Annotated in this window: 26 protein-coding genes and 2 pseudogenes; 7 read left to right on the top strand and 21 right to left on the bottom strand. The window is 58.1% G+C overall.

Annotated elements, in window-relative coordinates; genetic code table 11:
* Positions 1-444: 444 nt before the first annotated feature.
* Entirely contained in the window at positions 445-888 is a 444-nt protein-coding gene (locus AC2A1N_RS01470; RefSeq protein ID WP_157804514.1) for a hypothetical protein, read from the bottom strand.
* A gap of 556 nt (positions 889-1444) precedes the next feature.
* On the opposite strand from AC2A1N_RS01470, the gene AC2A1N_RS01465 reads away from it, so the two are divergent.
* A complete protein-coding gene (locus AC2A1N_RS01465; protein ID WP_100441031.1) occupies positions 1445-1654 on the top strand; it encodes a YegP family protein in 210 nt (69 codons plus the stop codon).
* A gap of 271 nt (positions 1655-1925) precedes the next feature.
* Positions 1926-2093 (top strand): annotated as a pseudogene (locus tag AC2A1N_RS01460) (transposase); the annotation flags it as partial.
* Positions 2094-2471: 378 nt separating this feature from the next.
* On the opposite strand, the gene AC2A1N_RS01455 reads toward AC2A1N_RS01460, so the two are convergent.
* Together AC2A1N_RS01455 and AC2A1N_RS01450 are read right to left on the bottom strand one after the other, a co-directional pair.
* On the bottom strand, positions 2472-4652 hold the full coding sequence (locus tag AC2A1N_RS01455; protein WP_484371321.1) for a ThiF family adenylyltransferase: 2181 nt from the start codon (positions 4650-4652) through the stop codon (positions 2472-2474).
* Positions 4653-4720: 68 nt separating this feature from the next.
* Positions 4721-5896: an anti-phage 6A-MBL system MBL-fold protein gene (locus AC2A1N_RS01450; RefSeq protein ID WP_180895277.1), complete on the bottom strand. Its 1176-nt coding sequence runs from the start codon at positions 5894-5896 to the stop codon at positions 4721-4723.
* A gap of 107 nt (positions 5897-6003) precedes the next feature.
* On the opposite strand from AC2A1N_RS01450, the gene AC2A1N_RS01445 reads away from it, so the two are divergent.
* A complete protein-coding gene (locus tag AC2A1N_RS01445) occupies positions 6004-6906 on the top strand; it encodes a helix-turn-helix transcriptional regulator (RefSeq protein WP_100441028.1) in 903 nt (300 codons plus the stop codon).
* Positions 6907-6917: 11 nt separating this feature from the next.
* Here AC2A1N_RS01445 and AC2A1N_RS01440 read toward each other — a convergent pair whose 3' ends face one another.
* Positions 6918-7553 carry a hypothetical protein gene (locus tag AC2A1N_RS01440; protein ID WP_154329108.1) on the bottom strand — a complete coding sequence of 212 codons (636 nt, stop codon included), beginning with the start codon at positions 7551-7553 and terminating at the stop codon, positions 6918-6920.
* A 344-nt stretch (positions 7554-7897) separates the two neighbouring features.
* Between AC2A1N_RS01440 and AC2A1N_RS01435 the strand changes: the two genes are divergently transcribed.
* Positions 7898-9238 carry an AAA family ATPase gene (locus AC2A1N_RS01435; RefSeq protein ID WP_484371318.1) on the top strand — a complete coding sequence of 447 codons (1341 nt, stop codon included), beginning with the start codon at positions 7898-7900 and terminating at the stop codon, positions 9236-9238.
* Positions 9235-9816 carry an HNH endonuclease gene (locus AC2A1N_RS01430; protein ID WP_100441013.1) on the top strand — a complete coding sequence of 194 codons (582 nt, stop codon included), beginning with the start codon at positions 9235-9237 and terminating at the stop codon, positions 9814-9816. The genes AC2A1N_RS01435 and AC2A1N_RS01430 overlap by 4 nt, the downstream gene beginning before the upstream one ends.
* 252 nt (positions 9817-10068) lie before the next feature.
* Here AC2A1N_RS01430 and AC2A1N_RS01425 read toward each other — a convergent pair whose 3' ends face one another.
* Both AC2A1N_RS01425 and AC2A1N_RS01420 read right to left on the bottom strand, forming a co-directional pair.
* The gene (locus tag AC2A1N_RS01425; RefSeq protein WP_100441012.1) at positions 10069-10638 is read right to left on the bottom strand and encodes a cyclin-dependent kinase inhibitor 3 family protein; all 570 of its coding nucleotides are present in this window, start codon (positions 10636-10638) and stop codon (positions 10069-10071) included.
* 15 nt (positions 10639-10653) lie between these two features.
* A complete protein-coding gene (locus tag AC2A1N_RS01420; RefSeq protein ID WP_484371324.1) occupies positions 10654-10869 on the bottom strand; it encodes an SDR family NAD(P)-dependent oxidoreductase in 216 nt (71 codons plus the stop codon).
* Between the two features lie 284 nt (positions 10870-11153).
* Here AC2A1N_RS01420 and AC2A1N_RS01415 point away from each other — a divergent pair, with 284 nt between their 5' ends.
* On the top strand, positions 11154-11579 hold the full coding sequence (locus tag AC2A1N_RS01415; protein ID WP_157804509.1) for a hypothetical protein: 426 nt from the start codon (positions 11154-11156) through the stop codon (positions 11577-11579).
* Here the strand turns inward: AC2A1N_RS01415 and AC2A1N_RS01410 are convergent.
* The 7 genes from AC2A1N_RS01410 to AC2A1N_RS01380 all read right to left on the bottom strand — a co-directional run bounded on the left by AC2A1N_RS01410 (position 11542) and on the right by AC2A1N_RS01380 (position 20764).
* A complete protein-coding gene (locus tag AC2A1N_RS01410; RefSeq protein ID WP_100441010.1) occupies positions 11542-13608 on the bottom strand; it encodes an integrase in 2067 nt (688 codons plus the stop codon). The two genes, AC2A1N_RS01415 and AC2A1N_RS01410, sit on opposite strands and share 38 nt — an antisense overlap.
* Before the next feature lie 45 nt (positions 13609-13653).
* A complete protein-coding gene (locus AC2A1N_RS01405) occupies positions 13654-15555 on the bottom strand; it encodes a hypothetical protein (RefSeq protein WP_224119314.1) in 1902 nt (633 codons plus the stop codon).
* A 19-nt stretch (positions 15556-15574) separates the two neighbouring features.
* The gene (locus AC2A1N_RS01400; protein ID WP_100441009.1) at positions 15575-16885 is read right to left on the bottom strand and encodes a tyrosine-type recombinase/integrase; all 1311 of its coding nucleotides are present in this window, start codon (positions 16883-16885) and stop codon (positions 15575-15577) included.
* Positions 16886-17514: 629 nt separating this feature from the next.
* Positions 17515-17982: an NIF family HAD-type phosphatase gene (locus tag AC2A1N_RS01395; RefSeq protein ID WP_100441008.1), complete on the bottom strand. Its 468-nt coding sequence runs from the start codon at positions 17980-17982 to the stop codon at positions 17515-17517.
* Positions 17983-18099: 117 nt separating this feature from the next.
* The gene (locus tag AC2A1N_RS01390) at positions 18100-18888 is read right to left on the bottom strand and encodes a hypothetical protein (protein WP_239502809.1); all 789 of its coding nucleotides are present in this window, start codon (positions 18886-18888) and stop codon (positions 18100-18102) included.
* A 298-nt stretch (positions 18889-19186) separates the two neighbouring features.
* A complete protein-coding gene (locus AC2A1N_RS01385) occupies positions 19187-20278 on the bottom strand; it encodes a PA0069 family radical SAM protein (RefSeq protein WP_100441006.1) in 1092 nt (363 codons plus the stop codon).
* Positions 20279-20428: 150 nt separating this feature from the next.
* Positions 20429-20764: a hypothetical protein gene (locus AC2A1N_RS01380; protein ID WP_049412845.1), complete on the bottom strand. Its 336-nt coding sequence runs from the start codon at positions 20762-20764 to the stop codon at positions 20429-20431.
* Positions 20765-20844: 80 nt separating this feature from the next.
* Here AC2A1N_RS01380 and AC2A1N_RS01375 point away from each other — a divergent pair, with 80 nt between their 5' ends.
* On the top strand, positions 20845-21069 hold the full coding sequence (locus tag AC2A1N_RS01375) for a helix-turn-helix domain-containing protein (protein WP_049412847.1): 225 nt from the start codon (positions 20845-20847) through the stop codon (positions 21067-21069).
* Between the two features lie 155 nt (positions 21070-21224).
* Here AC2A1N_RS01375 and AC2A1N_RS01370 read toward each other — a convergent pair.
* The 8 genes and pseudogenes from AC2A1N_RS01370 to AC2A1N_RS01335 form a co-directional block, all read right to left on the bottom strand.
* A pseudogene (locus AC2A1N_RS01370) lies at positions 21225-21461 on the bottom strand (radical SAM protein); the annotation flags it as partial.
* 145 nt (positions 21462-21606) lie between these two features.
* Positions 21607-22350, bottom strand: coding sequence for a pyridoxine 5'-phosphate synthase (locus tag AC2A1N_RS01365; protein ID WP_484371312.1), 744 nt, complete (start codon positions 22348-22350; stop codon positions 21607-21609).
* A 9-nt stretch (positions 22351-22359) separates the two neighbouring features.
* Entirely contained in the window at positions 22360-22629 is a 270-nt protein-coding gene (locus AC2A1N_RS01360) for a hypothetical protein (protein ID WP_061480714.1), read from the bottom strand.
* 40 nt (positions 22630-22669) lie between these two features.
* A complete protein-coding gene (gene cls, locus AC2A1N_RS01355) occupies positions 22670-24130 on the bottom strand; it encodes a cardiolipin synthase (protein WP_049413411.1) in 1461 nt (486 codons plus the stop codon).
* Between the two features lie 156 nt (positions 24131-24286).
* Positions 24287-24700: an ExbD/TolR family protein gene (locus tag AC2A1N_RS01350; RefSeq protein WP_005411740.1), complete on the bottom strand. Its 414-nt coding sequence runs from the start codon at positions 24698-24700 to the stop codon at positions 24287-24289.
* Positions 24701-24703: 3 nt separating this feature from the next.
* Positions 24704-25129 (bottom strand): ExbD/TolR family protein, encoded by a 426-nt coding sequence (locus AC2A1N_RS01345; protein ID WP_005421196.1) that lies wholly within the window; start codon positions 25127-25129, stop codon positions 24704-24706.
* Between the two features lie 61 nt (positions 25130-25190).
* On the bottom strand, positions 25191-25952 hold the full coding sequence (gene exbB / locus AC2A1N_RS01340; RefSeq protein ID WP_005411738.1) for a TonB-system energizer ExbB: 762 nt from the start codon (positions 25950-25952) through the stop codon (positions 25191-25193).
* 94 nt (positions 25953-26046) lie between these two features.
* Entirely contained in the window at positions 26047-26715 is a 669-nt protein-coding gene (locus AC2A1N_RS01335; protein ID WP_005421199.1) for an energy transducer TonB, read from the bottom strand.
* Between the last annotated feature and the right edge of the window lie 122 nt (positions 26716-26837).

The following is a 26837-nucleotide window of genomic DNA, read 5'->3' as shown; positions in this document are numbered from 1 at the left end:
CAAGCTGGTAGGCAGTTGATCAGATTGAATTGAGCTCTGACCGAATCGCCAAAGAAGAGGTGGACATTCGCCGCGGGGCCTATGTCCGCTATCGGCCAAAAGCGGACATTCAGATTGGAAGTTGCTGTCTACAGCCATTGGGGCGAATCACCTGCCCGCCGACAACTCACCATTCTGCCATAGGCGAAAGCTGACGCCGCCCGGAACCGAGTTGCGCGCGCTCCTGAAGGCAGCTTTGGTGGTCCTCCCCTCAACTAGCATCCAAGTGAGCATGGTTTGGCAAAACTGAGAGGCTGTCGCGCCATGAACCGAGTGGAACGGCGCTGCAAAGGTTTTACAGATGGTGAACCGCGAAAAGGTCTTTCCGAAATCTGCATAACCTGTTTTGCAACAGAGAGAGATAAATGATTTTGGCTTGGCACCACGATCCTTTAGGGCATCATCTTATGTTGGAAGATTGACGTCACCATCCACGCCAAAGCCAATACAGTCCCTGTTTCCATGCCCGATGAGGATAACGTGCGTGTAAGCTCTATGGTTCTTGATCCAGAACGCTTTCAACTCAGCAACGCTTCGGACTTTCACCGCGATAACCTGGTCGTCTGGAACGAGCAGGCGGCAAAACTGAAGCACTGACTTCGCGAGTGGGTCAAGTAACGCGGCCTCGCTAACGAAGTCGCCGATATTGATGATGAGAATGCCCACATCCGAGTGGAGCCGGCCTACTCCAATGGGCCCTGAAACAGCACCACGTGGTACCTCTACAGTTGCAGACCTAGCGTTGATGGATGAAATCTTTGTCCTGTAAAGCGCGGTGTCCTGATCCTCAAGGTCGGGCACAAGAAGGCACGGAACGTATACCCGATCTCCGACCGCAAAAGCTGGCATGTTTTTCCCCTGAATGGGCCAACCAGGAATGGACCGCTTAGAGCGGCATTGCGCGAAGTGTCGCCAATCCGGTTTCAACTTGGAATAGGAAAAATCCTACACCCATTCAACAGGCTGGTCCCCGGAAAAGCAGCCGTGCTGGGCAAGTTCTGGCGGCCCAATCCGGCGTCGATGCTACTTTTGGTGCTTTTGTGTCGTATCACACCGACGTTACGGCACGCCCTAACCCTCTCCGTGATACCACACGCTCATGCTCCCACCAAACCCGAGATCGATCGCGTATGCGAGGATCCAGAAAAGGGCCCTATGCGCGTGGCCGAGCGTCTCCGGCTAGAGGCGGCACACGACTCCGAGCTGATCCGGCCAATTTGACAATCGCTTGCCCGCATCCCAGCCCCTAACCACTTGTTCAGTAGACTCGGCAAACCTAAGATCGAAGACAGGAGACGCAGACTCACTGTCTTCCGACACGAGGATCGCAGTCTGCCTCCAGGGAGGCCGACCAGCCTAACGCCGGCCGGCCATACATTGGCGAACGAAGGGGGATAAATACGCAATGGCAGAGGTTTCTTACTTCTATGTATACAAGGACGTTGCGGGACAGTGGCGATGGCGGTTCACGGCAAAGAATGGAAGAATCATTGCGGTGAGCTCGGAGAGCTACATTAACCTTTCTGACTGCGAGCACTCGGTTATGCTATTGAAGCAGGAGTCTCAGTTCGCACCTGTGATAGGTGACGAGCATTTCGATCGCCTGCGGAAATAGCGCCCCTTTGGGCCGGGGTCGGGTAATACAGAACGATCCCGGCCACTCTAGCGAGAGCCTTGCGTCTCGCTAAGTCCCATTATTCAGCCCGGCGACCGACAGCATTTCCATCGTCCTGCAACGCCTCCACTTAACGCCGAGGTCAAGCACCTCCCGCTGGAGTATTCTGATTTCTGCATCCCTCTGAGCGATTTGCAATCCCGCCGGATTCTGCGGAAATATCGAAGCCATAAACTATGGCTTAGGCAGAGGTGGTCGTGGGCATGAATCGGTGCACCATGAGTTCAAGATCGAGGCGATCCAGCAGATCGTTGAGTACGGCCGCCTGGTAGCGGAGGCCGCCTAGCGGCTGGGCGCATCAATCGACAGTCTTTTCGGCCAGAAGCGGCAGCAAGGCAAAGGCGAGCTTGGCCGGCGCGTGGAGCAGGACCAGAGCGCGGCAGCGCCTCAAGGCTGAGCTATGCACAGCCAGTGGAGCAGCGATCCTGATGTCCGCTTCCGGCCAGAAGCTGCCATTCGACATCTATCAGGACCCGAGCATATCAGCCGTCCAGAGCTGCTTGATCAATCATTACCACCCCGGGGTGATGGCCTTAGACGAAGAGCGGGCTCTCCAGTTCAGATGCCCAGTGCAGACTCCAACTGCTCCCCTGATCACTGATGGGGCGCTGACGGAAGGCCGCCAGCACCAGGTCATATCGGAACTGGAGATGTATCCGCTCACGCCAAGCGGCCACCCCATGTGCGCAGAGGCGAAGCCAGCAAGTCCCGCCTGCGCCATCAAACCGCTCGGCAACTCGTCTGCGTGTTAAGCGAGCTAACTCCCTTTCGCTTGCAGGAAAACGTCGATGCCGTTCTCGCCCGCTATGAGCATCACCGCTGGTAGTCCGTGCGCACCCAGCCTTGTGCAGAGATGTGACAGAAGTTCCTGATCCTGGATGCTTGGAACTGCCTTCACACCCTGGGGATGCGAGTGCCAAGCACCTATCCAAAGCACCATACCGGCTGTTCGACGCTGGGCCTCAGTAATGTCTTCCTGCACGCCGCAGCTACCGCACTGGAAGTCCGCCTCAGTTGACACACTGTCCTTTGGTGCGGAACGGCCGTCCACGAGATGGATTGTGTTGAGCTTGAAATCGACGACGCCCAGAAGGATTCCTCCGGTTTCGAGTGGAAGCGAGTTGGCTCGTTCCCCTAGGAGTTGTTCGCAGAGACCTTCGTCCCAGATAATCTCCCAGTCTCCTACCTTTTTCGAAAAGGTTCGTCTGGCTGCCACCTCAATGTGACGAATGCTGCCGTCGCTCGAAGACTCCCATACATCGATACTTGCACCGGAAAGCATTGACCTATTCCTGATCTGCCCTGCAAGTAATGATGCACTTCGCAACACCTGGTCGTAGCCTAGGACTACAGAGACATCGCGACAGCCCGCCCCACTTCGAAGTGGGCGACCCTTTGCTTCGAGGTGCACTGCTCCCCAATCTTGCTGGATGATCGCCCTGTAGTACTGGGCCTCAAGCGATGCGCCTCTGATTTCCCGCGAGCTGTCCTCAGCAAGAAGCACGCAGCCATCTCCCGACGGCGTCAAGAAGGTTGCCATACCTCGAGGTAGGTCCGCTCCAGACCACGACCTAGTTACCTGGATGGTTGTTGATGCATCGATGAGGAGATCGCCACGCTTCAGGCACGCATGTACCGGCTCTGTATCAAGGTCCGAGGCCCGGTTCTGCAACGCTTTCACATCTGGGTCGGCAAACCCGAGCGTCCGCCGCGCATGGCGTTTGGCTACTTCGACTTTTGGCAACCCAACCTGATCTTGGGTGCCGACATGCCGGACGACGTTGTGCTGAGCTAGAACGTCGGGATCGATGTAGTCCCAGTGACCCCATGCGGAGCGTGACCATATATCGATAAGGGCACTTCCCAGGGCGCCCACTCCTGCAATTACGCCGCGGAACTCACCGTCTTCAATTCCCGACCATCGCTTCGCCTCGTCTCGATCCAGACTGCGGCTGACGTCGATGTGCAGCACTTCGATATCTTGCCAACCCTTCTCTGGCCACCTCGGTCCTTCTCCAAGTATAAGGACTGGCTGGACTGTATCGTTCTCTCCGTACCGGCCAAGTGCCTGTATTTTTAATCCTAGCGCGACCAGGTCACAGTCGATTCTGAAGCCCATCGAGTCGATGCTCACCACTTCACCGTCTCGTAGCCGCGGAAGACGAACGATCAAGATGATTCGCCCCTGACCCGGCTGGATGTTGGCGTTGCAGCATCGCCGGAAAGCCTCTTGAACTGATTTGGCCAGTCCCGGCATCAGCGAGCTTCCCTTAGCTACAAGCAGCTCTTCAAGGCTGCCAAGCGATGACGGCGGCGAGGAGAGTGGCAGGTGCGCGATTGGGGCGGCATCCATGATGAGTATGCGATGCGGCGCCCGTGCCGGAGAAGCAGACGCGACAATGCGCGTGCGATATGTCACTCCGCGTTCCCACTCCCACGCGTCCACAAAAGCGAGCTCCTTGGACGGATCGCTCAAAGCCTCCGCAAAGTCCGGCGGAAGCATTAGGCACTGCCCAAGGCTGTAGAAGACGGGTTCCAAGCCGCGGTCGGCCCCATGAATCGTCCCATCTGCCGTCTTTTCCAGCCAAGCTAGAAGGGTCTCGAGTAGCGCTTCTGGCGTGAACCTGTGTTCCGCAAGCTCCCAGTCTCCCTCCATAATGCAGAGCGACGGCGGTCCTTGGTCACCCGTAGAGTACTGATGCAGCGCTCTCGGGAAGCTCTTCCTGAGAGGTCGAGCTTCGAATGGGAATCGGGCACCAGTTCGGTAGAGAAGTGCAATTCGTTCGATGCGGTGAATCCCTGCGTCGTTCCCAGGGGACACGGCGCCATCACCAACATCGGCCACTATGATCTCTGCAACGAATGGGTGTTCAAGCCGTCTCAGCTCCACAACATTGATATCCGCGTGTGCATTGCAGGCCCTGAGGAGGGCCCGCATGCGGCCATCGCGGAATGGATCAGGCTCATCTTTGGGGATGCTGACCCCCCAGTCGAGAAAATCTGAAGTCACTGAGGGCTGCCCGCGCGCGGCGCGGCAGCCAGTGCCGCTACCGTAGAAGAGCCTGCGCCTGCCTTCCTGACTCGGACACCTCCGAATGAAACCTGGAGATCCAGCGGAGCCTGCTCCCAATGGTGCGGATACTCTCCGGTGCACATGAATTTTCCGCCCACAGTAGCCAGGATGCTCTCGTACTCCGTCTTAGCGCGAATACACGGCGGATCATTCTTGTCATCCAGGATCCGCTTTGAGCTAGCCACAATCACGGCACCTGTCTTCGCCTGACCTAGGGCAGCTCGCGCTTCAGGTGACACTTGGGCCTTTTCGCCCTTTTCGGACCAGCTATCCCATGACAGCGAATGCCACGAGCAATGGTGCGGTGCCTGAAGAAGGTCGTACTGCAGCTCTCCACTCTTGCCATACTCAGCCCAGAGAAGCTCCCATACGTAAACTTCCGCATCACCGCCAGACAAGAATTTGCAGCGCGGCCGTCCGGCCTCGACAGAGTCCAAGGCGAAGTTGATGACGATGCTGGAATTGTTCTTCTTCAGCTCCTCAACAATGTCCGGGTCATCGCAGAGGATTGGCGCGAGCAGCGTTGCCTCAAAGTAGGAGCTACTAGCCCCATTGATACGGTTGAAGGTAGTACCAGGCTGGATGACGATCGGGGCGAGATCATCCGTCTTGCCGTCAACGTCCTCACCCATCAGAAGTACGCGCTCGCCGTCCTTGTTCCCTAGACCATGGCGGAACTGCGTTACCCGCCGCTTAGCCTCGCGATTAAAAGCCAATGCGTCGTCGCAGAGAACATGGTCCTTTGAACGACGGCGGAAAACCAACGGAGACGACCAGATTTCCCGGATGACTATCCGCTTGTCGTTGTCCGCCTTGTTGTCATCAGGATAGTTCTCGATTGGGCCCAGGTAGAAGTGACGGGCCAGACCGAGACAATGGTCTTGATCAGGGTGACTCAACATGAAGACGTCGACATAGGGCCGGCCAAATCCATCCCGCTGCAGCCTGCCCCGCAGGTCCGAAGCCACATCACGTACAGAAGTGTCGTCAGCATCGTCCGCCGCCGCGCGGATGTTAACGTCAATAAGGATAGAACTGACCGCAGCATCCGCGAGGCGGATCAGGGTCATGTCACCGCAGTCGACCGGGAAGAACGTGATGTTGCTCATTCGAGTTGCGCCTCATCGTGTTGACCACCCCGTGGCCTTCAGACGCACTATACTACGAAAAACTATGAGGTCATAAAAAGTAGTGGATATTTTTGGAAGATTCTCACATGCCTAACAAATTCAATGACTTAAAGGATGTGTCCGCCCGCAAAGAGCGCTGGGGTCAGGCACGCCGGCTAGAATTCATTGACTCTCGGCTCTTGTGGGCAGGTAAGGTCAATCGTTCTGACCTAGTGGAGTTCTTCAAGATCTCACCCCCTCAGGCGACTCTGGACTTTGCTGAATACGCCGCACGCGCCCCGCTGAATGCGAAGTACGACGCCAAGGAGCGTGCCTATGTGGCGATGCCGACATATGCGCCGATCTTCACCGAAGGATCGAGCGCCCGCTATCTGGCGGAACTGCATGCGATCACTACCGGCTTGCTGAGTCCCGATTTGAGCTTCTTGGGTAACCCGCCGCCTTCAGAGATCGTGAGCTTCCCTAGCCGCCGGGTCGATGTCTCGCTACTACGGGAGACCTTGTCTGCAATTCAGTCCGGCAGAGCTCTGGAGATCACCTACCAGACCATGGCACGTGCTGAGCCAGATGTAAGGTGCGTCTCACCCTTGGCATTGGCCTACGACGGATTCCGATGGCACATCCGAGCCTACTGTCACTTGCGCAACGACTACCGTGACTTCCTCTTTGCGCGAATCTTGCTGGCGAAGCCATCTGGAGACGCTCAAGCCACGATCAGTGGCGACGTACAATGGAACCGCGTGATCGATATTGAGATAGCACCAAACCCTGCTCTCTCGGAGGGCGCGCGGCGAGTGATTGAACTTGACTACGGCATGTCAGAAGGCAAATTGAAGCTGAAGTGCAGACAAGCAATGGGCTATTACTTGTTGGCACGCTTGGGTCTTAAAGAACAAGAGAACGAAGCGGCAAGATCGCAGCAGATTGTCCTTGCAAACCGCACCGAACTAGCTGCCTACCTTCCCTCAATTGTGCGGCCGGATTTCTAGTAAAGGGCCAGTCATGCCGAACCGGGAGCAGCGGAACCTGGCTGCGCGCCCTCTATCGCCAGAACAGTTCGAACCAGACGTACGCCCGCTACGCGCGCGACGACACTTGCGCCAAGGTATTGCAGGCAGAAGATTGCGGCCACGGGGCCTCGTGCGAAGCCGAGATCGAAGAACGTGAGCGCGATGGGGGCCACCACGGTAACCGGGAGTGACACTACTGCCAGATCCCGAAAAGTGAGAAAGCGACGATTGGCATCAAGAACTGCCTCGTCATTGCGATGGTCGCGGTAAATTTTGTACCACAGGCGCTGCTGTTCATCCGGGTCTGACGGAAGAGGACCCCGCCGCGCCGCAACTGCTTCACCGTCTATTCTCGAGTCTTCTCTTAGGTGCCTGGAGAATGCCGAATAGCCAGGCAAGTGATGCTTGGTTCTCCAGAAGACGAGTGCAGCCTTCATGTCTGGCGAGAGAATTGAGGTCATCATGTAGAGCATTGGAGGGGAAAGTACTGTCGTTAGCCCACCTATGATCATCTTCGGGTCGGCAGCACCCCAACGCCAATCGGGAATCAAGACGTAGGTTAGCAGCGCCATATCGAAAGCTATGAAGGCTCCGAGCCATCTCAGCAGTCCTCCTTTTGCAGACACTTCCTTCTCCCCGGTCAACTAGATTGGCAGGCGGTTGATATTTACCTCTCCCGCCAGATTATGCCTTCCCGAAGGCACATTTAGGTAGGGCGCACGAGCTTTTGGGCCTAAGGGCACGGCCCAAGCGTTCGGTGTCAGCCCGGATCTTACCTGTCAGCCTTCCGTGGGGAGATCGGTCAAGGAGCGGCGATGGGTGGCGCTAGCTCTGGGCCAGGAAGGCCCTGCACTTCTCTGCCGAGATCTCCCATCGCCGGAATGGGAGCGTCCTAGGCCGCAGGGACCATGACCTTGGATAGCTAACCAGTATCTGCCAACATTCTTCCTATAGACAGGGAGAGCCTCCAATGGAACGAGTGATCAATATCTACCATGATGGTCAGCTGGTGCGTCTGGTAGACGAGGCTAAAGTCAGCCCAAGGGATAACACATATACAGTTGTTGTGGGAGAGAACGGAGTTGGAAAAAGCCGGCTGTTGTCGGATATTGCGCGGCTTCGGATTAGCGAGTATTACGGCCCAATCGGCACTGGGCAATTTAGTCATCCCCCACATCCTGTGGTCGTTGCGGCTTCAACGAGTCCCTTCGACAAGTTTCCAGCGCCGCCAAGGCGGAGTGCAAAGGCGCAGAAGAACTACCGCTACGTTGGGATGCGTGGAGAGGGCATTTACGGCTCATCATCAGCCGTGTCGCTGCTGTCCTCCGCAGCTCGGGGATTGCTATCGAAGCTGGCTGAGACCCCGCCTAGCTTGAACCTACTAGGTGTCCTGGAATCGCTGAATTTCTCTCCAGTGTTCACCTTTGTACTGAAGCCTCAGTTTGAACGTTCAAGGGTGGACGGTTCATCGAACCGTCATAGCGTCGAAAAGTCATCCTTCAGGTCTGGGCAATTTAGGTACAGCTTCGATCGCCGCGTCGCGTCCATTATTGAGGCCACCGATGGTCTATCGGCAGTCTTGAAAGACCTCGACATTGCTTCTGATTTGATGGATACGCCTGGCGCATTGCGTCTGGAGGTGGACTTTCGCAGCAACGTCGCGACCCTTGGCGGCACTCGGCTAGGGCGTAAGCGCCTTGGGGCATATCTGCGGCTGTTCGACGATAACTTGCTTCGATTGATGGATATTGAGGTAGAGAAGCTTGGACACCCGCCTTTCAGCCTTAAGCGCGCAAGTTCTGGCGAGCAGTGCTTGCTTGTACTCATGCTAGGTATCGCAGGGCACATTCAAGACAACTCTCTGGTTCTGATCGACGAGCCCGAGATTAGTCTCCATCCGGAATGGCAAGAGCGCTTCATGGCCCTCCTGCAGTCTGCTTTTTCGCCTTATAGCGGCTGCCAGTTTGTGATCGCCACGCACTCCCCCCAAATCATCGCGAGGCTGAATGGTCCCGGATCCTTCATCTATCACCTGCGCAAGGGGAAGCTCTATCCTGCGTCGCAGTTCCAGCGCCGCTCTGCAGACTTCCAGCTAGCGGAACTCTTCGACGCGCCTGGCATGATGAATGAGTACATCTCAAGGGTGTGCTTCAACCTGATCGCCCAGGTGCGCGTTGGTCGCCCGCTTACCCGCGAAATGAAGGGGGAGATGGAATGGCTTTTCCAAGTGCGCAACAAGCTTGACCCCAGTGACAAGCTTATCTCGTTGATCGACTCACTCTCAGCGCTTCTCAAGGAGGAGCGGGCATGATTGACGAACCCGTCGTCTTTAGCGCGGATGCGCTCAATAGAATAGATGCCATACGTGCGCACCCCCAGTACGATCACACGAAGTGGTCCGATGCCAGCCTTGAGCCGGTTCGTGTCGATGTGCGAGATCATTACCGACGCGTACAGCGCTTCGTGTGTCCGTATTGCCTGAACCTCCTGTCGGTCAGGTCGGCTGCGGGCTCTACCGTCGAGCACATCGCTCCCAAGGCGACGTACGTAGGGTACATGTTTGAGCCACTCAACCTGTGCGTCTGCTGCCCTGATTGTAATGAGTACAAGAGAAACAGGGAGGTCCATGTCGACCCACCGGTCAAGGGTTATGTGCCGGTGAATTACCCCAGTGATCCTAAAAAGTTTAGGATCGTACATCCGCACTTTGATGAGTACTCAAAGCACATTAGGCGGGCGGGCATCCTGTACATACCATTGAGCGAGAAGGGCAGCTATACCTTCTATGTCTGCCATCTCGGCCGCTATATCAGTGAGTTTGGTGTGACCGACGCGATGTTCAACGACTTGAATGCCGTTATGCAACGTCACAGGTTCCACGAGGGATAGCGCATCCCCTGCGTTACATCAAATTGGGCGATCGGGCTGTCTCGCAAACTCTAGGGACGAAGCTGGATGATTGGCGACGAGCAATCTTGTTCCTATCTGGCTTCCCGCTCCTCAGTATTGAGAGCGCGGGTTGGGCTCAGCTCGGTGCAAGCATGCTTTCAGGGACACATGCCAATCATGTATCGGTACGGTGCCATCTTGGCCAGAATATCCTCCCAAGCGGAGTTGGTGTCGGGTCGCGGTGCATTGCGGCTAGCTCAGGCTTTGGCCTGGGCGACCAGACCAGCTCAGGATGAATTCTTCCTGCTCCATTGTCTCCACCGCGCCGGGCCGCACTGAGCGCACTTTAGCAATTGCATCGATGCCGTCTGAAGCGCAGCCTGTTTCAATGAGGAGCATCGACGCTACTGTGCCGGCCCGACCCAAACCGCCTTTGCAGTGCACCACGATCCTGGTTCCGGACAAGAGCTTGGCCGCGAACTGTGGCCCTAGGGATCGCCATGGCTCAAGCAGTCGCGCATCAGGTACCGCACCATCCGTAATTGGCAGGCCGTGCCACATCAAGCCGTGCGCTCTGGCACGTTCCGCCAAAGAGGTGATTTGCAGCTCCTCGAACTCCCACGGCTCAATCAACGTGATCAGATGCTGTGCTCCCCACGCGACGATCGAAGCTAGATCGACGTCCAGGTCCCGAGCCCAAGACCCAGTCATTGCAACGTCCTGATGCTTTCCTGGTGCAAAGGTGACGCCGATCCCACCGCCGTTCGTACCGACGGGCAAGGTAGCAATCTGCAGTGGATGGGAGATACTTGTCCTGCTCACCTGCTCTCTCCAAAATCAATAGCCCTCAGGGGCGAGAAGCAAATCAGTCACGGTTGAGACGGCGCGTTGCGCAGAGGCTGGATCCGAGAAATCCGCTTCAATGCCTTCAAACACGATGTCTGCACGACGCAGGGCGGTGAAGACGCGAGCACCGTCTACTGAGAACCTTTGTGCGATCGTCAATCCAATGCCAGAGCGGCCGCCAGTAACTAATGCAACCTTTCCCTTCATGGACACGGTAAGCGCTTCCCTGTTGTGTTAGAGCTGACAATCAAAGCATCTACGTGCTGAACATGGTGTATTGGGAACCTAGTTGCGTAGGATCCTGGAGGATGCCTACTACAAGCCGAAACAGAACGTCGAGGATAGAGTAGCGAACGCGACCCTTATCAGCTTCTGGAGTTTGGTAGTCGCTGTTTTCAGCAAACCCTGAGATGACGGATTCCACCCAGCTGATTCGGCGGCGCATGTGGCGTAGGCTATGTACTGGCTACGACGAATCATCGGAAAGCAGCATGAGCAGACCCTACTCAGTAGAGGACAAAGCGTTGGCCGCTCTTGACCGTCTGGTGAAGCGACGCCCAACCAATGAATTGTTGAAAGCAAAGATGGCCGCAGGTCACCGGATCATCACGCCAACCTCGGTCGCGGCGGAGGCGGGCGTAAATAGAGGAAGCTTTGGATCAAGGCACGCTCGACTGGGGCATGTCTGGCTCAAAATTCAAGAACTAGCTGAGGAGGAGAAGCGCGGCTCAGTGACTGAAGAGCTCGCCAAGCTCAGAGCCGAGAATGCAAGGTTGAAGGCTCTGGTGTACAAGACAAATATCCACAACGCTTCCCTTCAGCTCGCAGTGTCCCGGCTTCAGAAGAGAAGTGCCAACAGGGATGAAGCGGCCAATGTCGTCAACTTCCGCCGGAACGATCGGAGGCGTCCCCGGTAGCCTTAGATATCATCTTCAGAACTGCTCGACTCTGAACGATACGACTCATGGCAATCTTTGATCGCTGGTCTTTAGAGTTGATCCGATCTGCTTGGACAATGGTCTGATTCTTCAGAAGTCGATCCTCCCAGAAGTCCCGATGCTCTGGGAGGATGATGCAGCACTTGCACCCCGCACACAGGCCGGGCGATCGTACGCCGAAGTCTGGCGAGGCGCGGACGGTGAGCAGGCTTGCGTGTGGATTGCAGCTGGAGCGATCAGGCACCATATCGATCAGACAACTCGCGTACGTCCCTGTCCATATCCGCAGGTCGGTGAGCTTCACGTATGCTACGGCCTTATCAATCAGTGTTTCTCCGTCCATCACTGACAGTGCCTTGGCCATTGATTCGGCATGCTGCATGAGAAGCCGCTGTGCCGGTCCCCCCCCGATCGGCTTGCCAAGAGTGATTTGAACGAGGAACCTGGAGGTCTCCATGACTCTCTCTCCTTCCAGATTCTCGAGCAGCGCTGCGTCGTTGCCGATGTACCCTTGATCCGTGATCTGCTCGCTCATGTGACGGAAGTGTGTCCGAAGTGCAGGCATAAGCTCCGGCTTGGATCGGAAGACGTAGTGCGCAAAGGTGATCCTCCATCGCTGTGGGCGGAGGGATCTCACCTCGTAGATAGCTTGCGTCATCTCGATTCCACGCTTCTTAGTGAGGGCCTCCACGGCGAACTCGCGCTGCAGGAGAGAGTTTCGGTTGGCTGTCATTCGGCCAACTCCATCAGCACCGGATGGAAGGGACTTGGCGTGGGAGAAGCTGAGCATCAGCGTGCTGCTGCCAGAAAGAGCTCTCCAAGGCTCCATTAGCCGAACCAACACTTCGATGGACTTCAGAACAATCGGCATGTGCTTTGTACCCAGCGGACGCAGTCCGGCTGTCCACTCATGGCGAGTCGCTTCCCTTTTGGCTGAAATGCCGCAGATGGAGAAGACCTCCATCAGTCCGTCTAGAGAAGTCACTGACTTGATCACACCGTGCTGCAGCGTCGGATCGTGGTCCAAGGATAGGCCTATCAGCTCATGAGCTCGAATCCCAGTGCATGCCTGCAGCAACGTACTACATGCGCTTTGAGTCATCAGGATTAGGCGTCTGAGGGCCTGAGTTCCGCTAATTTCGCGCTCGTCCCCAGCGTCATCAATCCGATCCGTTGCGAGCAGCGGCTCATGCCAAGGCGTTAGTGTTCCAGGGATCGGACTCATCTGGAACTCCTCGATGTGCCGTTTGATCTCACGAAGACATATGATTCGTCTTGGTCCCTTCGCGCTCCTTGCGTCGATGAGCATCGGGATGATCTCAGCCTGAAGTCTGATCACATCTTCCGAGCCGTGTTCGATCCATTCATATGCGTAGGTGAGGATTGGCACCGAGATCTCGTCCGGGATAGGCAGCAATCCACCCGTTCGAGCGAGCCCAAGCGGCCCGGTCACAACGTCATAGGTTTTTCTTCCATCAAACGGTGCTTCGCAGGGTGCTTGTCCACCTCTGGCGCGCAAGCTGTCCGCGAGCTCGTAGATCTGTGTAAGTGGGTGAATAAGCTTGTAGGCAGTGGAATGCGTCCACGCTCTATCTCGACCGACATCACCTCCGGCCATGATGTATTGCTCTTCGAGACCTTCGACATACTCCCAACTCACAGCTGTGGATATGTCGAAAAGCGTGCGGATTTCCCGCTCCCCCATGAACTTCACCAGCTCCCTCACGCCCATGTAGGTAGAAGGAATAGATCCAACCGTCATGCGTACCGTGTCATCGACGATGGAGGTCTTGAGGTAGCACTTCAGTTCATCCAGCAGTCCCCTGTGTTTGTAGTCTGTGAGTAATTCCCCGCGCGCAACCGGGATTGCCCAATCAACGGTGACGAACTCCCTCTGTTGGCCGACAGTGGTTTGAGCGAACGTCCAGACATTACTGTCATAGTCCACCTGGAATGAAGGGTGCAGGGTTGCCGCCTGCGCTGATCTGATCTTTCTTACTGCAGGCATAGCCTTACCTCTAGAGTGGACGCTCTGCTAACGCTGCGGTCCGAACTATTCAAGTGTGGGGAGCGACGTCAGCATGATCATCGCCGCTGCTTGTCGATTCGCATTTGTGCTCACAGCGGGAATCCATGAGTCGCGGATCGCTAGGTAAGCGTTCTCGAACTTTCGCCGCCATATCTCGCTGCCAAGCTCTGCCCTAGCTTCTTCGTATAGCTCCTGCAGTTGAAGGAAGCGGGCGAGCGCGTAGGCTTCGTTTGAGTCAGCTACTGCGAGCGGGCACGCAGGGCAAGCTCCATAGCTGGTGCAGAGTTTGCCCGGGCGCTGACCCGGTTGCGGACTTTGGAATGGATCTGCGCAGCAGAAGCCCTGCGTGGCTGCCGTATGCTCACGGTCACTCCGGGTTGAGCGCGTATCAATATTTCCATTTGAAGTCACCCAGCGCTCCTGGGCCGCCATGGCTCCTGCCATCTGTTCCTTTTGCCGACGCTGCATCGTGGTTGTCTGATAGCTGTCTTGACCAGTTGACAGCAGCCGATGGCCCAGCATTGCTCGGAGCTCGAAGGCGTCGCCGTCGGTCAGTCCATCAACCACTTCAGAGAACGCAAGCCTATTTGCGCGTGAGCCGGAGTACTTGAGCCCCCTTCGTTTGCAGAACAGCGTGATGTAACCGGTCACGCGCGTGTTTACATCGTCGGTTCTGCATGAGTAGGAATCGATGAGCATTCCTCGGCGCTTGTGGCGCCCACCTTCGGATACTGCGTGCAGGAAGAAGTCATTGGCAAGCTCGCCATCAGCGTAGTCTCTGATTCGTCTGGTCCAAGCTATGACGAAACGTATCAATCTTTCCGGGGCTAGCGGGTGATCGCTGGCGGGGAAGGCCGCTCGCTGTGGTGCCCCCTGATCGCTCTCCCCAGCCCTGTGCTTGGATGACTTGATCACCGTACGTTTCCGTCCAAGCGGGTAGTGCTCAGATATGCCATCCAGAGTGAGTGTTCTAAGTGGCTGCTCGTTGAACCCCGAGTGCATGGCCAGTACCAGGAAGAATGGGATGAGATCACCACCGATGGGGTGCGCAAGCCTCCTCAGGCGGAAGTACTCACTTTCACTGATCTTTCCTACCCCAGGGAGCTGGCGAACCTCCGCTTGGCGAGGAAAGTGACCGTCAAAGTTTGCCAGGATCTGCGCAATTGCCTCCGCCGGGTCGCTTAGCGATACAGCGTCGCCCTTACTCTTCTTAGCAATAGCACTGTGTACCCTGTCCAGAAGCGGCCATACTTCATCCATTGTAGAGATGCATTCTTCAACAGCGGCCTTCATGACGTTGGCCCAAGCCGCACGGTCAAGCTCTTTAGGATTGCTCTTACGTGGCAGGCCTGCGAACGGCTTTGTGGGAATACGGATCACCTGCCAGCATGGGTCCATCTCGTGCAGCGCAAGGACGACCTTCTTGAAGGTCCCGTAGTAGTGACGCTGTGTCTGCACCGCGAGCGTGATCGGGTGCGTGGCATCCTTTCCTTTCAGATAGGTTAGAAACGATTCGCCCAGGTCCATCGGAACGTCATCTGGACCGTTTATCTCCACTCTTGTTGCGGCTAGGTACTGCCCCAGGCCACTCACCATGTTGTTAGCTGAAGAGGATCTACTTGTCTCTCTGCTATTTTTGTGGGCTCTGCAGAACGCTTCGGCGAAGATCGGTGCGGCTGCACCTATGCTCTTCCACCGGCTGAGGTTGACGATGTTGTCGCGTTGGTCGCCGGCGCGTCTGAACGCCGCTTCCAGGCGATCAGCGGTCTCGCGTACATCCCATTTCTTCGTTGCGCTGACCTTGTCCTCATCTCCCAAGGCGTGCCGGAGTTGAGCGGTCCTTCTTCCTGCCACGTTTTGCTCTCCTCCGTATTCGATTCTCTCTGCGTGGGTTGGTCGTTTGCGTGTGAGGTCATGCTCGTCCATTAACGGGGGAACTCTGCGCTCAAGCCGATCCGCCCGCTACGCCTAGTTGCATAAACGATTGACCTTCAATGTGCAGCCTGATGGACTCCCTGATTTCGCTCTCGAAGGCATTCGCGCTTCTCAGGTAGATGGACTCGGTCGTCTCCCTGAGGCTGTGCCCTAGTACTGACTGAACATACTTGATCGCATCCATGTCGCCGTTTGCGCGCTTCTCCATGTACGTGTACAGGGCGAATGTGTGCCGAAGCGCGTGGATGGTTATCCGCTCTCGCTGCGTTGATTCATAGCGCGCCAGGTCGGGCTCTTTGGAAAGGCGCTTAAGCAACCTGTCTTTGGCGAGAGCGAAATGGCGATCGAACGTCTGGGGAGTTATCGGACTACCCGCATGCCTGCGGTCGTTTACGTCGAGAACGAATAGTGCGCCGTGATCCTCCAGCTTGCGGTACCGCAGTCGGAGGTCAATGAGGGCCTGCCGAGTACCCTTGGCATAGCATTTCAGCGCCTCTAGGAGCCAAACTGGTACGGGAACATTGCGCTTCTTGTTGCCCTTTCCGACCACTGGGATGGCAACTGCGGAAAGCGGATCGCGCCCTTCGGTGCGCGTCTTAAGGACGGTGATCGCATGCAGATCGCACACTTCAGACCGCCTCAACCCGGCGTGGTAGCACAGCTCAGCCATCAATCGCTGCGCCGTGGTCGCGAGCGCCAGTTCAACGAGACCGTTTCTTTCGACCACGGGTTTAGGGCCTAGTTCGTCGAGAACGCCTACGACCGTCTCGGGATGCAGCGCAGTAATGAGCTCGTCAGCGTCGTTCAGCCCGGGCAGATTCACGTCAACATCGAGAACTTGAACAGTTCCTCGCTTTGTCTGCTTGCTCAGCAGCGCTGGCGGCTTCCTTAGATAGCCCCGTTTCACACAGAAGGCGACTAGCTTAGTCACGGTCGACCATCTTCGGTGGATGGTCGCGGCGGCAAATTTCTCGAGGGTCACCGCGGAGTCCAGGTCCGTCAATGTGTCCGCGTAGGCTTTGAGGAGCTGCTCGTCTACATCCGAGACGCGCTTTTTCCTTGCGTCCAAAAAGTGATGGAAGTCGGTGAGGTCAGCCGCTATTGCTGCCGTCGTATTCTTGCTGCATGCAAGCTTTGGATTCCGGTCAATGGTGAGATGAGAATCTGCAAAGAACTCAAAAGCAGGCTGAACGAGTGATCCGTCCGACCTGCTGATTAGAAAGCAGAAGCCCTCGGGCAAGGGCACGCCTTGCTCACCCGTTGTCACCGTCGCTGGTGAAGTGATCGCATGCGCGGTGCAGATTTCGACGTCGTAGGCCATGGCGCCGAAAGCTATCAGGTACGCGAAAAATTTTCTGGCGCGTGAGCCTTACGGTACATTAACAAATGGAATGAGAATCAGATCTGTTTTTTACTGTCATTGATTCAGTGGTTTACGCCTGATCGTGAGCCTTCTGGTACGCTTGATGTGAAGGACAGCCCAAACTTTAGCGGGGGCGAAGTGCGCAAAAGCCCAGCGGATTCGGTCATCGCGGACTCGAGATTTTCGCTTTCGCTACCAACTTGGGGGTCCGCTTGACCCTGCAGTCGATAGCACGCGGTCTATGGCTACCGAAGCGCGCTGGCAGTGAGTTGGCATGAGCAGATCGGAGACGACGCGCCTGCTACTGCGCATCCTTCGGCGAATCGTATCGGCTGGAACGACGTGTGCGTGCGGCGCTTCCACATTAGTTTCTGACGGCGCAGATAGGGGTGCCGTAGAAGGCCTGCAGCACCTCCACTGAGAGCGGCCTCTCGATTGCCGTCTCCGGCGTCTCCAAGACGAACCCTATGGAAGACCTACTTGAGGCTTGTTCGCATGGTGGTCCGTATCTGTTCCATTTTTGGAAGAGAACCATCCGTACATGTGTGCTCTTGCGAAGCGCCATCGAGACGACGCTGTCATTGAAGCTAGCCTTCGGTCCTGCGGGCCGGGTTGAATGCACTCTCCAGTTGCATGATGCGATCAGTCAGGCGTGCAGTTGCGATCTGCAACCCGTCGTCGTCCGCCGAGTACGGAGAGCCAAACAACGGTATCTCAACCCATAGGCTCTCTTGGCCGTCATGCACGTATGGGCCGTGGTCATCCAGCAGAAGGGCGTCGCCCAAGTGGGGGGAGACATAGGAGAGATCCTTTGTCTTTCCAGACCAATGGATGTAGCGAAGTCCGGAAAACCATACCGGTACACTGCCTTCCGTAGCCAGCAGTCCCGCAATGCTTCGGGCGAGTGCTTCGGGAACCGTGGTGAACAGCACAAGTTCCTCGAACTGAGATCGGACATCCTCAAGGAACCTATATAGGCCTGGGCGAGGGATCTGACTGACTGCGTTCGAGATGAGCGTACCTTCGAGGTCCAACGCCAGGATGGTTGGCTTCATAAGGAGTTCCTGTTGGGATCTTTCGACCCAGAGTAATCGTGTCGTTAGGTGACTGCCTACTGCGTAGAGCGAATTATGCTGGTTCGGTTTACGCATCCTGGAGCATTCCGCGACCACTCACTTCCGCTGGATTGCTTCTGAGACTTCTATAGCCCAACGAGAGGTGTGGATAATCCGGGCCTCCTGTAGCTGCTCTTGGAGGATCTGGCGCTTGGTGAGCTGAGACACCTCCTCCCATTCGTTCCTGAAGATGTAGGTGGCGTTGCCTGTCTCCGGGCTCTCGAACACGTACCGACTCTTTCGCGTGAACCCGAAGACGATGTACTCACTGAAACCGCCTAGTCCTACTGCCATAAAGTCTGGCTCGTGACGAGTGATGGTCCGGATGCGCTGTCTAGCGGCTGCGCGATCGCTTTCGGTAAGCTGCTCCAGATAGTTATCCAGCACCTGCATCGCTCGATCGAACGGGAACTTCCCAGGAGGAAGAATGCGCCAGTTGACCTTCTCGACCCTGACTGGCACCGCAAGGTTCGGGTCAACGATTTCAAAGTGTGGGAAGCATTCCAGGTAGAGGTTGAGGAGATTTGCAATGCTCTCTTCTGGCTCCGTCCGATCAATGATCCTCGTAGCCATTGCGATACCACCGTCTGTCTCCACGGCGGTGAGGAATTCACCAGGTGGTGCAATGTGTTCCCGGGGATAGGTTTCGTAAGATCTCGTCTGAGTGCCGTGGTGGGTTTGCCCGTGCCAGTCCTTCCACGACGTGTTGATCGATCGAGACTTGGTGATCATCGGAAGGTCCTTTCTGACGATCTCTTTGCCCCGGGCATTGAAGAACGTCGCGGGTCCTTCGGCGCTTGGCACAATGGAAGCACCCGCTAGCGGAACGCCGTCAAATCCCAGCATCGCCGCCTGGTCCTCTGTGAGTGGGCTGCTAAGGAGACGAAATTGTGGCAATCGCTCAATCGTACTTCGGTAGACTGATAAACCTCTCACTTGCTTGGGCATACGCTAGTCCTTGTCATGAGGAAGCGGGATAACCAAATACGTTTAGAGAGCCGTCTGAGCTTACTACGCAGGAAGGGCTAGTTCAGTTTCGGGGAGATGGTATCAGCACTCGGGAGCCTGTTACTCCTTGTCCCTGTAAGCACCGCTCCGACTGGATCCTTCGCTCGTAACTGCTGCTACCACGCTTTCCGTCTGGTTAGAAAAGTTGACCTTGTGGCGACTTCTCCTGGGGAGGTTGAAACAGATGAGTGGCTAGTGCAGGCAGCCTTGTGAAACCGAGCTCACGATACTTTTTTTCAAATCGCTTACGGATCAAGTCCGCCACCGGTCCAGTTCCGGACATTCTGGTGCCGAAGCTGGCGTCGTACTCCTTCCCGCCATGCATCTGTCGCATCAAGCTAAGCACGTGCGCGGCCCGATCAGGGTAGTGCAGCTCGAGCCATTCTCTCCAGATCTCTTTGATCTCGTTAGGTAACCGGAGAAGCACGTAGCCAGCGGCCCGGGCACCGTGTTCGTGAGCGGCCTGAAGGATAGCTTCTAGGTCATGGTCCGTGATCATGGGTATGACAGGCGCGATCAGAACCCCAACCGGGACCCCTGCATCGTGCAGCTGATTCATTGCTCGCAGCCTGGCGTGGGGAGCGGCAGCTCGCGGTTCCAGCTTTGCCGATAGCTTCCTGTCGAGCGTAGTGACCGAGAAGTAGACCGTAACCAACCTGTCCTTGGCCATCGACGCCAGCAGTTCGATGTCCTTGGTGATCAGCGCGCTCTTGGTGACGAAGCTCACCGGATGCTTGGCATCAGCAAGCACCTCAAGGCATTGGCGTGTAATTTGGTAGTTCCTTTCAATCGGCTGATAGCCGTCTGTGTTTATTCCCAGAGCAATTGGGGCGCACTTGTAGTTCGACTTGCTAATTTCCGCTCTGAGCCGCTCCGGGGCATTCGTCTTTGCAAATAGGCGCGTCTCGAAGTCCAAGCCCGGTGAAAGGCTCAAGTAGGAATGGGAGGGGCGGGCAAAGCAGTAAACGCACCCATGCTCGCAGCCGCGGTACGGATTTACCGACGCGCTGAAGCCAACGTCGGGGGATGTGTTGCGGCTGATCACCGTTCGCGCTCGCTCTTCCTGTACCTGAGTTCTCAACTGCGGCGCGTCTTCCATCTCCTGGTAGACCGATTCCCAGCCATCGTCGATTCCCACTGTTGCAGTGGTATCGAAACGGCTCGCGACACGCGATGCTGCCCCTCTACCTTTGAGGGGAACTTGGGCCTTTCGAGCATCCTGTTCCATGGCAACAACTTGGGAAGATTAGGTTGTTAGTATTATTGCTAACCACAACCACCGCAACACCCTGGAATTCAGCTAGCTGTAGGCCATTGGGTAATCTGGCGAGAAAGTTTTACCCAAACTTATCCACAACTTCGGCTTGTGCAGTCTTTGTCAGCTACGTTGGCCGTGGAGCGCTTTGGCTTCGGCCAAGAAGGTTTGCATCAATGCACGCGATCGACGTGTTGCTGCAGGCAGTTGAATACCCAACTGCGCGCAGAGCGAAGTCGCGTACGCCATCTGTGCACCCGTGGGTGGCTTGATGTCCCAATCTGTGAGTTGCGGGATGAGCTTTGACAGCTCTTCTGCCAAGCGGCATTCGAAGCCCCTGGCTTGCCCTTCCTCCTCCTGCATCCGACGCACCTGCATTGCAACTTGCTCCCTGCCCATGGGCGAGAAGGGAACCTCAAGCGTGAACTCCAGTTCCGGACATACGAGGTAAAAGTTCATGAGATGGGCAATTAGTACTTATAAGTAGACTACCTTTAGAGGCGTAGTCTTTAAAGTACCGGGACCACAAGCTGCTTCGTATGGTCGAGCATACGAATCAAGCGAAACTTGCAGATGTGATCCGCGCGCATCGTATTGCTCTGGGTGTCAGCCAGGAAGTCTTTGCTGACCACATCGAAATGCACCGCGCCTACTACAGCAAGATCGAACGTGGCGAAAAGAACGTCACTCTCGCTACCTTGGAGCGCGTGGCTGATGGTCTGGGCACGTCGATGTCAGCCTTGCTACGCGCCGCAGGTCTCTAACTTTCTTCGCAGCTAAAAAGCGAGGGCCAGCTCGTCCGAGAGGGGCGAGCTCGCCGTTGCTGCGCGCGCTCCTGCCAAGCCGATGTGTTTACTGATACTCCGCTAAACTATTGATCTATATCCATTTGTCTGGTGAACAATCAGGGGGTATTGATACCATGCTCACAACCGCGATACGGATTCACCGACTGGCTGAAGCCGACGTCTGGCGAAGTGTTGCGGGTGATGATGCTGCGCGCGGTCTCGGCGCGCACCTCGGTGCGCAGGCGCGGCGCGAGGAACTCCTCGCTCTCATCGACCGCCCAGCCGTCGTCCACCGCCTCGCTGACGGCGCTTTCGAAGCGCCCAGCAAGGTGGGACGTGGAACCTCGGCCCTTGATCGCAATACCCATTGCGGCAGCGTACGCCGGGGCTGTCTCAATGGCTGCGACGGCCGTCTGAAGGGTTCAGGGCAAGTCTGAGCCGAGCGTGGGCTCGGCTCTACAGTGGATACGGGTACCTTGTAGAGCCGAGCCCATGCTCGGCTGCATCCATCGGTCAGAGCAGGGCCAGATAGCCCCGCACGGTAGCATCCAGCCCGTCATACAGTGCCTCGCCGATCAGCGCGTGGCCAATCGACACCTCCAGCACGTCCGGCACCTGGGCCAGGAAGTCGCGGAGGTTGTCCTGTGACAGGTCATGGCCGGCATTCACTCCCAGCCCCACTGCCTGCGCCCGCCGCGCCGCAGTGGCGAACAGTTCGAGCATTGCCGCAGCGTCGCCCGCCGCATGCGCCTCTGCGTAGGGGCCGGTGTACAGCTCGATGCGGTCGGCACCGACCTCGGCGGCCTGCTCCAGCAACGGGTTGCCCGCATCAACGAACAGGCTGACCCGGCAGCCCATCGCCTTCAGTTCGGCAATCAACGGGCGCAAGCGCTCGGCGTCGCGTTCGAAGTCGAAACCGTGGTCGGAGGTGATCTGGCCATCGCCGTCGGGCACCAGGGTGGCCTGCGCCGGACGGGTCTGTTCGCACAGCGGCAGCAGCCCCGGGTACCCCTCGCGCGGCGGCGCAAATGGATTGCCCTCGATGTTGAATTCCACGCCACGTGCGCGGGTCAGTATGGACAGCGCAAGCACGTCCTCGGCGGTGATGTGGCGGCGGTCCGGCCGCGGATGCACGGTGATGCCATGCGCGCCGGCATCCAGGCAGGCCTGGGCGGCGCGCACCACGTCCGGTTCGGCACCGCCGCGCGAATTGCGCAGGACGGCGATCTTGTTGACGTTGACGCTGAGCTGGGTCATGGAACGGAACTACTTGGAATGAGGGGACGGATCGCTGCCGTTGGCGTCATCGTTGCGGCGCGCCTGGGCCTGCTCGCGCAGGCGGCGCAGTTCCTCGGCATCGATCAGGGTGGCCGGGTCGCGCTGCAGGTCGCCGAAACGGGCCACGTAACGACCGCGTACCCAGGCCAGCAGGAAGGCGAGCGCAGCCAGCAGGCACAGGGTCATCAACCCCGCGCTTGGGGTCTTCAGCGCGAAGGCAAAGCAGCCCAGCGCCAGCAGCAGGTACAACCAGTACATAGTCGGGCTCCCCGGATGATCGCCGCAGTGTAGCGCTGCGTCAGAGCAGCGGCGAGGCCAGCCGGGCGAAGGCCTCGGGCAGGCGGTGCAGCCACAGCGAGCGCCCGGCCTGGTCATGCACCCGCGTGGCGCGATCGAATTCACCCTGCAGCAGCTCGGCCAGGGCCGCCACGCGGTCCCGGTCGCTGATCATCATCGACAGCTCGAAGTTCAGGCGGAAGCTGCGGTGGTCGAAGTTGGCACTGCCGACAATGCAGACGTCGTCGTCGGCGATGAACGCCTTGGTGTGCAGCATGCGCGGGCCGTACTCGTAGATCTTCACGCCGGCATGCAACAGCTCGTCGAAGTACGAGCGCGCGGCCTGGGTGACGAACCACGAATCGCTCATTTTCGGTACCAGCAGGCGCACGTCCAGGCCGCCCAGCGCGGCCGAAGTCAGCGCCATCCGCGCCGCTTCACCCGGCACGAAATAGGGCGTCACCAGCCACACCCGCTCGTGCGCTTCCTGGATGGCGGCGACGTGCAGCCGGTGGATCGTCTCCCAGCCCGAATCCGGGCCGGACACCAGTACCTGCGCGTTGATCGCGCCATCCCCGCGCAGCGGCATATCGGCCGGCCACAAGCGGGCGATATCCATCCGCGAGGGTTCCTGGCCACTGGCGTAGAGCCAGTCCTCGGCGAACACCAGCTGCAGACTGCGCACCACATGACCGCGGATGCGCATGTGCAGGTCGCGATAGGCGTCGGGCCTGCGGCTTTCGTCTTCCTCGTCGGTGATGTTGATCCCGCCAGTGAAGGCCAGGCGGCCATCGACAATCACCAGCTTGCGGTGCGTGCGCAGGTTCAGCCACGGGCGCTTGAACGGTTTCAGCAGCTGCCGTGGGTGGAACCAGATCGCTTCACCGCCGGCCTCGAGCAGGGGCTGCAGGAAACGGCGGGGCAGGGCGGATGAGCCCACCGCATCCAGCAGCAGGCGCACCTGCACACCGGCACGTGCGCGCTCGACCAGGGCATCGCGCAGGGCGGTGCCTGCGTGATCCGGATTGAAGATGTAGTACTCCAGATGGATGTGATCGTGCGCCTGTGCAACGGCTTCCAGCAAGGCCGCGTAGGTCGCCGCACCGTCCACCAGCCAGGTCACTTCGGTGGCACTGCTTGGGGCCAGTCCGGTCGTGGCCTGGGCCACCTTGGCCAGTTCGGTGCAGTCCGAATCGGGCGGGCAGACATCGCTGTAGTGCTCCATGCCCGAGCGTGCACGGCCACGACGCAGCCGTTGCCGTTTCACCTTCTGCGGGCCCAGCAGGTAGTAGATGAAGAGCCCGAGATAGGGGAGCAGTGCCAGCGAAAGGATCCAGCTCAGCGTGGCCACCGGCTCGCGCTTCTGCAGCATGATCCAGCCCGCCAGCGCGAACAGGTACAGCAGGTAGGCCACCGCCAGGATCGTGCCGAGGTGGGCGATACCGTCGAGCCAATGGCGCAGGGAATCGAAGAGGGCAAGCATGCGCCGATCATAGCGGGCGCGTGCTCCCTGATGGGGTCAGATCCCTTTTCCTGCCAAATAAGGTTCTGACCCCGACTGCATCCCACAAAAAAAAAACGCCCCTGTCTCCAGGGGCGTCTGCAGTCGCGTCATGACTGTTGTGTTGCGGTGTCGCGTTTACTGCTGCACAAAACCGATCTTCTTCATCTGAGCGTTCTTCGCGGCGGCCAGAACCTTGGCCATCACGTCGTACTCGGAATCCGGGCTGGCGTCGATGCGCAGTTCCGGCTGGTTGGTCGGGTCACGCTGGACCTCCTGCTCCATCCGCTGCTGCAGCTCGCTGGTATTGATCGGGCTGTTGTTCCACGAGACCTGGTTGCTGGCGTCGATCTTCAGTTCGATCGGCGGCGGCGGTTCGACCAGCTGCGGCGGTGGGTTGAGCACGCGCTGCGGCAGGTCCACGGCGATCGGGTACGTCATGATCGGCGCGGTCACGATGAAGATGATCAGCAGAACCAGCATCACGTCCACGAGGGGCGTGACGTTGATGTCTGCCATGGGGCCCTTGCCACCACCACTACTGAATGCCATGGCTTATTGCCCCTTTTCTTTGGTCGCAACGAAGCCGACGTCCAGCATGCCCTGTTCCTGCGCGACCTTGGTCAGGTCGTTGATGACGCGCATCTTGGTGGTGCGGTCACCACGCAGGTTCAGCGGCGGCTGCGGGGTCTGCTGTGCGGCGGTCGCCAAGCGGGACTCGAGAGTCTGCTTGTTGATTTCTTCGTCGTTCCAGTAGATCGAGCCGTCTTCCTTGACTGCCAGCGTGATCGGGTTGGGACGCTTTTCAGCATCTTCCGGCTTCTGGATCAGGTTGGCTTCCGGCAGATCCACCTTGACCTTGTGGGACATCAGGGGCGCCGTGATGATGAAGATGATCAGCAGCACCAGCATCACGTCCACGAGGGGCGTAACGTTGATGTCGGCCATGGGGCCGCCGCTGTTACCACTACTGAAAGCCATAACGGGCTCCGTCTAGATCTTGGTGACTACTTACTTCGTCGCTGGGTGACGCGCGCCGCAATCAGCGGACGCGCGAACCGGTGGCGAAGAAGTCGTGCAGGTCGTGCGCGAAGGTATCGAACTTGCTGATGGTCGCGCTGTTGATCTTGCTGAAGAAGTTGAAGGCGAACACGGCCGGGATTGCGACGAACAGACCGATCGCGGTCATGATCAGCGCTTCACCCACCGGGCCGGCAACGGCGTCGATCGAAGCGGAGCCGGTGGCACCGATCTTGATCAGCGCGCCGTAGATGCCCCACACGGTACCCAGCAGACCGACGAACGGAGCGGTCGCGCCGACGGTAGCCAGCAGGGTCATGCCCGACTGCAGCTTGTTGCTTTCGCGGGTGACGGCCTGACGCAGAGCGCGGTCGACGAACTCCGAACGGCTCAGGTTCTCACCGACGCCGCCGGTAGCACCGCCTTCAGCGCGCTGGTGGTGGGCAGCTGCCTGGGCAGCGTCCAGGGCGATCTTCGAGAACGGCTCCGAAGCCGGCTGCTCTTCCATCGCACGGATGGCGTCCTGCGCGTTCGGGGTGTCCCAGAACAGGCTGACGACGCGATCAGCGGCGCTCTTCAGGCGGGTGGCACGGAAGATGTTGATGACGGTCCAGTACCAGGACATGGCCGACATGGCGATCAGGGTCAGCAGCACGACCCAGGAAACCGCGAAATCACCCGGCTTGGTGGTCATTTCGTGGATCAGGTGCTCGAAGCCCATCTGCGACAGGGCGTTGGACGGATTGCCCCCGGCAGCAGCGGCGATGAAAATTTCCTGCAGCATGACGCTTACCTTTGTTGTGTGTGGTGATAAAGGGTGTAGCTAAGCTAAACAATCGAACCGGGAGCGGGGGTGGCCAGGCGGCCACCCGGGCGCATCAGTTCAGCGCAAAGTTGACCGGGACGCGAACGCGACCTGCCGTCTTCTTACCGCCTGCTTCAGCGGCGTTGAAGCGCCACTTGCGAGCCGCTTCCATCGCAGCACGGTCCAGGTCGCGGTTACGGCTGGACTTTTCCACCGTGACATTGGTGACGTTGCCGCTGGCATCGACATCAATGATCAGGATCACTTCGCCCTGGATACCTGCGCGGAAGGCTGCCGGCGGGTAGCGCGGCGGATTCATGGCCTTCGACGAGATGTCCACGCTGGCCTCGATCGAGGTCGGCGGTGCCGGCGGCGCCGGAGGCGACGGCGGGGTGACGATATCGTTCGGGCGCGGCTCCGGCACGTCGACAACCGGCGCCTGCGGCGGCGGCGGTACGGGCGACGGCTTCGGCGGCGACAGATTCTTCACCGGCGGTGGCGGAGTATCCTGCGGCGGCGGCGGCGGCGGCGGCGGTGGGGGCGGCGGCGGCGCGTCGACGATGGTCACCATGACGTTGCGCTCCTTCTCCGCGACGGCCTTGGGAGCCACGGCGGGAATCAGGAGCATCATGAAGGCGGCCAGATGCAGGGCAATTACAAACGCGATGCCGACGATGCGAGGCCAGCTCAGCCCCTTGTCATCGGGTTGTTCGTACCGGTGAACGACTAGTTGTTCCGTCATGCGCCAAGAGCTCAATAGTGGGGCCGGAATCCCGGGGGCGGGATCCCTGATCAGCGGTGCATGACACCGCAGGAACCTCCAAGCTTATACCAATCCTGAGCGCCTGCGCATCAACTGAGCAG

It is taken from the genome of Stenotrophomonas maltophilia group sp. SKK55 (assembly GCF_057179845.1).
This window is presented reverse-complemented; position numbering and strand designations above follow the sequence as displayed.

Excerpts from the sequence above, each read along its gene's own strand:
- AC2A1N_RS01470 (WP_157804514.1), bottom strand. The coding sequence starts at position 888 with ATGCCAGCTTTTGCGGTCGGAGATCGGGTATACGTTCCGTGCCTTCTT.
- AC2A1N_RS01465 (WP_100441031.1), top strand. The coding sequence starts at position 1,445 with ATGGCAGAGGTTTCTTACTTCTATGTATACAAGGACGTTGCGGGACAG.
- AC2A1N_RS01455 (WP_484371321.1), bottom strand. The coding sequence starts at position 4,652 with ATGCGGGCCCTCCTCAGGGCCTGCAATGCACACGCGGATATCAATGTT.
- AC2A1N_RS01450 (WP_180895277.1), bottom strand. The coding sequence starts at position 5,896 with ATGAGCAACATCACGTTCTTCCCGGTCGACTGCGGTGACATGACCCTG.
- AC2A1N_RS01445 (WP_100441028.1), top strand. The coding sequence starts at position 6,004 with ATGCCTAACAAATTCAATGACTTAAAGGATGTGTCCGCCCGCAAAGAG.
- AC2A1N_RS01435 (WP_484371318.1), top strand. The coding sequence starts at position 7,898 with ATGGAACGAGTGATCAATATCTACCATGATGGTCAGCTGGTGCGTCTG.
- AC2A1N_RS01430 (WP_100441013.1), top strand. The coding sequence starts at position 9,235 with ATGATTGACGAACCCGTCGTCTTTAGCGCGGATGCGCTCAATAGAATA.
- AC2A1N_RS01420 (WP_484371324.1), bottom strand. The coding sequence starts at position 10,869 with ATGAAGGGAAAGGTTGCATTAGTTACTGGCGGCCGCTCTGGCATTGGA.
- AC2A1N_RS01415 (WP_157804509.1), top strand. The coding sequence starts at position 11,154 with ATGAGCAGACCCTACTCAGTAGAGGACAAAGCGTTGGCCGCTCTTGAC.
- AC2A1N_RS01410 (WP_100441010.1), bottom strand. The coding sequence starts at position 13,608 with ATGCCTGCAGTAAGAAAGATCAGATCAGCGCAGGCGGCAACCCTGCAC.
- AC2A1N_RS01405 (WP_224119314.1), bottom strand. The coding sequence starts at position 15,555 with ATGGACGAGCATGACCTCACACGCAAACGACCAACCCACGCAGAGAGA.
- AC2A1N_RS01400 (WP_100441009.1), bottom strand. The coding sequence starts at position 16,885 with ATGGCCTACGACGTCGAAATCTGCACCGCGCATGCGATCACTTCACCA.
- AC2A1N_RS01395 (WP_100441008.1), bottom strand. The coding sequence starts at position 17,982 with ATGAAGCCAACCATCCTGGCGTTGGACCTCGAAGGTACGCTCATCTCG.
- AC2A1N_RS01390 (WP_239502809.1), bottom strand. The coding sequence starts at position 18,888 with ATGCTGGGATTTGACGGCGTTCCGCTAGCGGGTGCTTCCATTGTGCCA.
- AC2A1N_RS01385 (WP_100441006.1), bottom strand. The coding sequence starts at position 20,278 with ATGGAACAGGATGCTCGAAAGGCCCAAGTTCCCCTCAAAGGTAGAGGG.
- AC2A1N_RS01380 (WP_049412845.1), bottom strand. The coding sequence starts at position 20,764 with ATGAACTTTTACCTCGTATGTCCGGAACTGGAGTTCACGCTTGAGGTT.
- AC2A1N_RS01375 (WP_049412847.1), top strand. The coding sequence starts at position 20,845 with ATGGTCGAGCATACGAATCAAGCGAAACTTGCAGATGTGATCCGCGCG.
- AC2A1N_RS01365 (WP_484371312.1), bottom strand. The coding sequence starts at position 22,350 with ATGACCCAGCTCAGCGTCAACGTCAACAAGATCGCCGTCCTGCGCAAT.
- AC2A1N_RS01360 (WP_061480714.1), bottom strand. The coding sequence starts at position 22,629 with ATGTACTGGTTGTACCTGCTGCTGGCGCTGGGCTGCTTTGCCTTCGCG.
- cls (WP_049413411.1), bottom strand. The coding sequence starts at position 24,130 with ATGCTTGCCCTCTTCGATTCCCTGCGCCATTGGCTCGACGGTATCGCC.
- AC2A1N_RS01350 (WP_005411740.1), bottom strand. The coding sequence starts at position 24,700 with ATGGCATTCAGTAGTGGTGGTGGCAAGGGCCCCATGGCAGACATCAAC.
- AC2A1N_RS01345 (WP_005421196.1), bottom strand. The coding sequence starts at position 25,129 with ATGGCTTTCAGTAGTGGTAACAGCGGCGGCCCCATGGCCGACATCAAC.
- exbB (WP_005411738.1), bottom strand. The coding sequence starts at position 25,952 with ATGCTGCAGGAAATTTTCATCGCCGCTGCTGCCGGGGGCAATCCGTCC.
- AC2A1N_RS01335 (WP_005421199.1), bottom strand. The coding sequence starts at position 26,715 with ATGACGGAACAACTAGTCGTTCACCGGTACGAACAACCCGATGACAAG.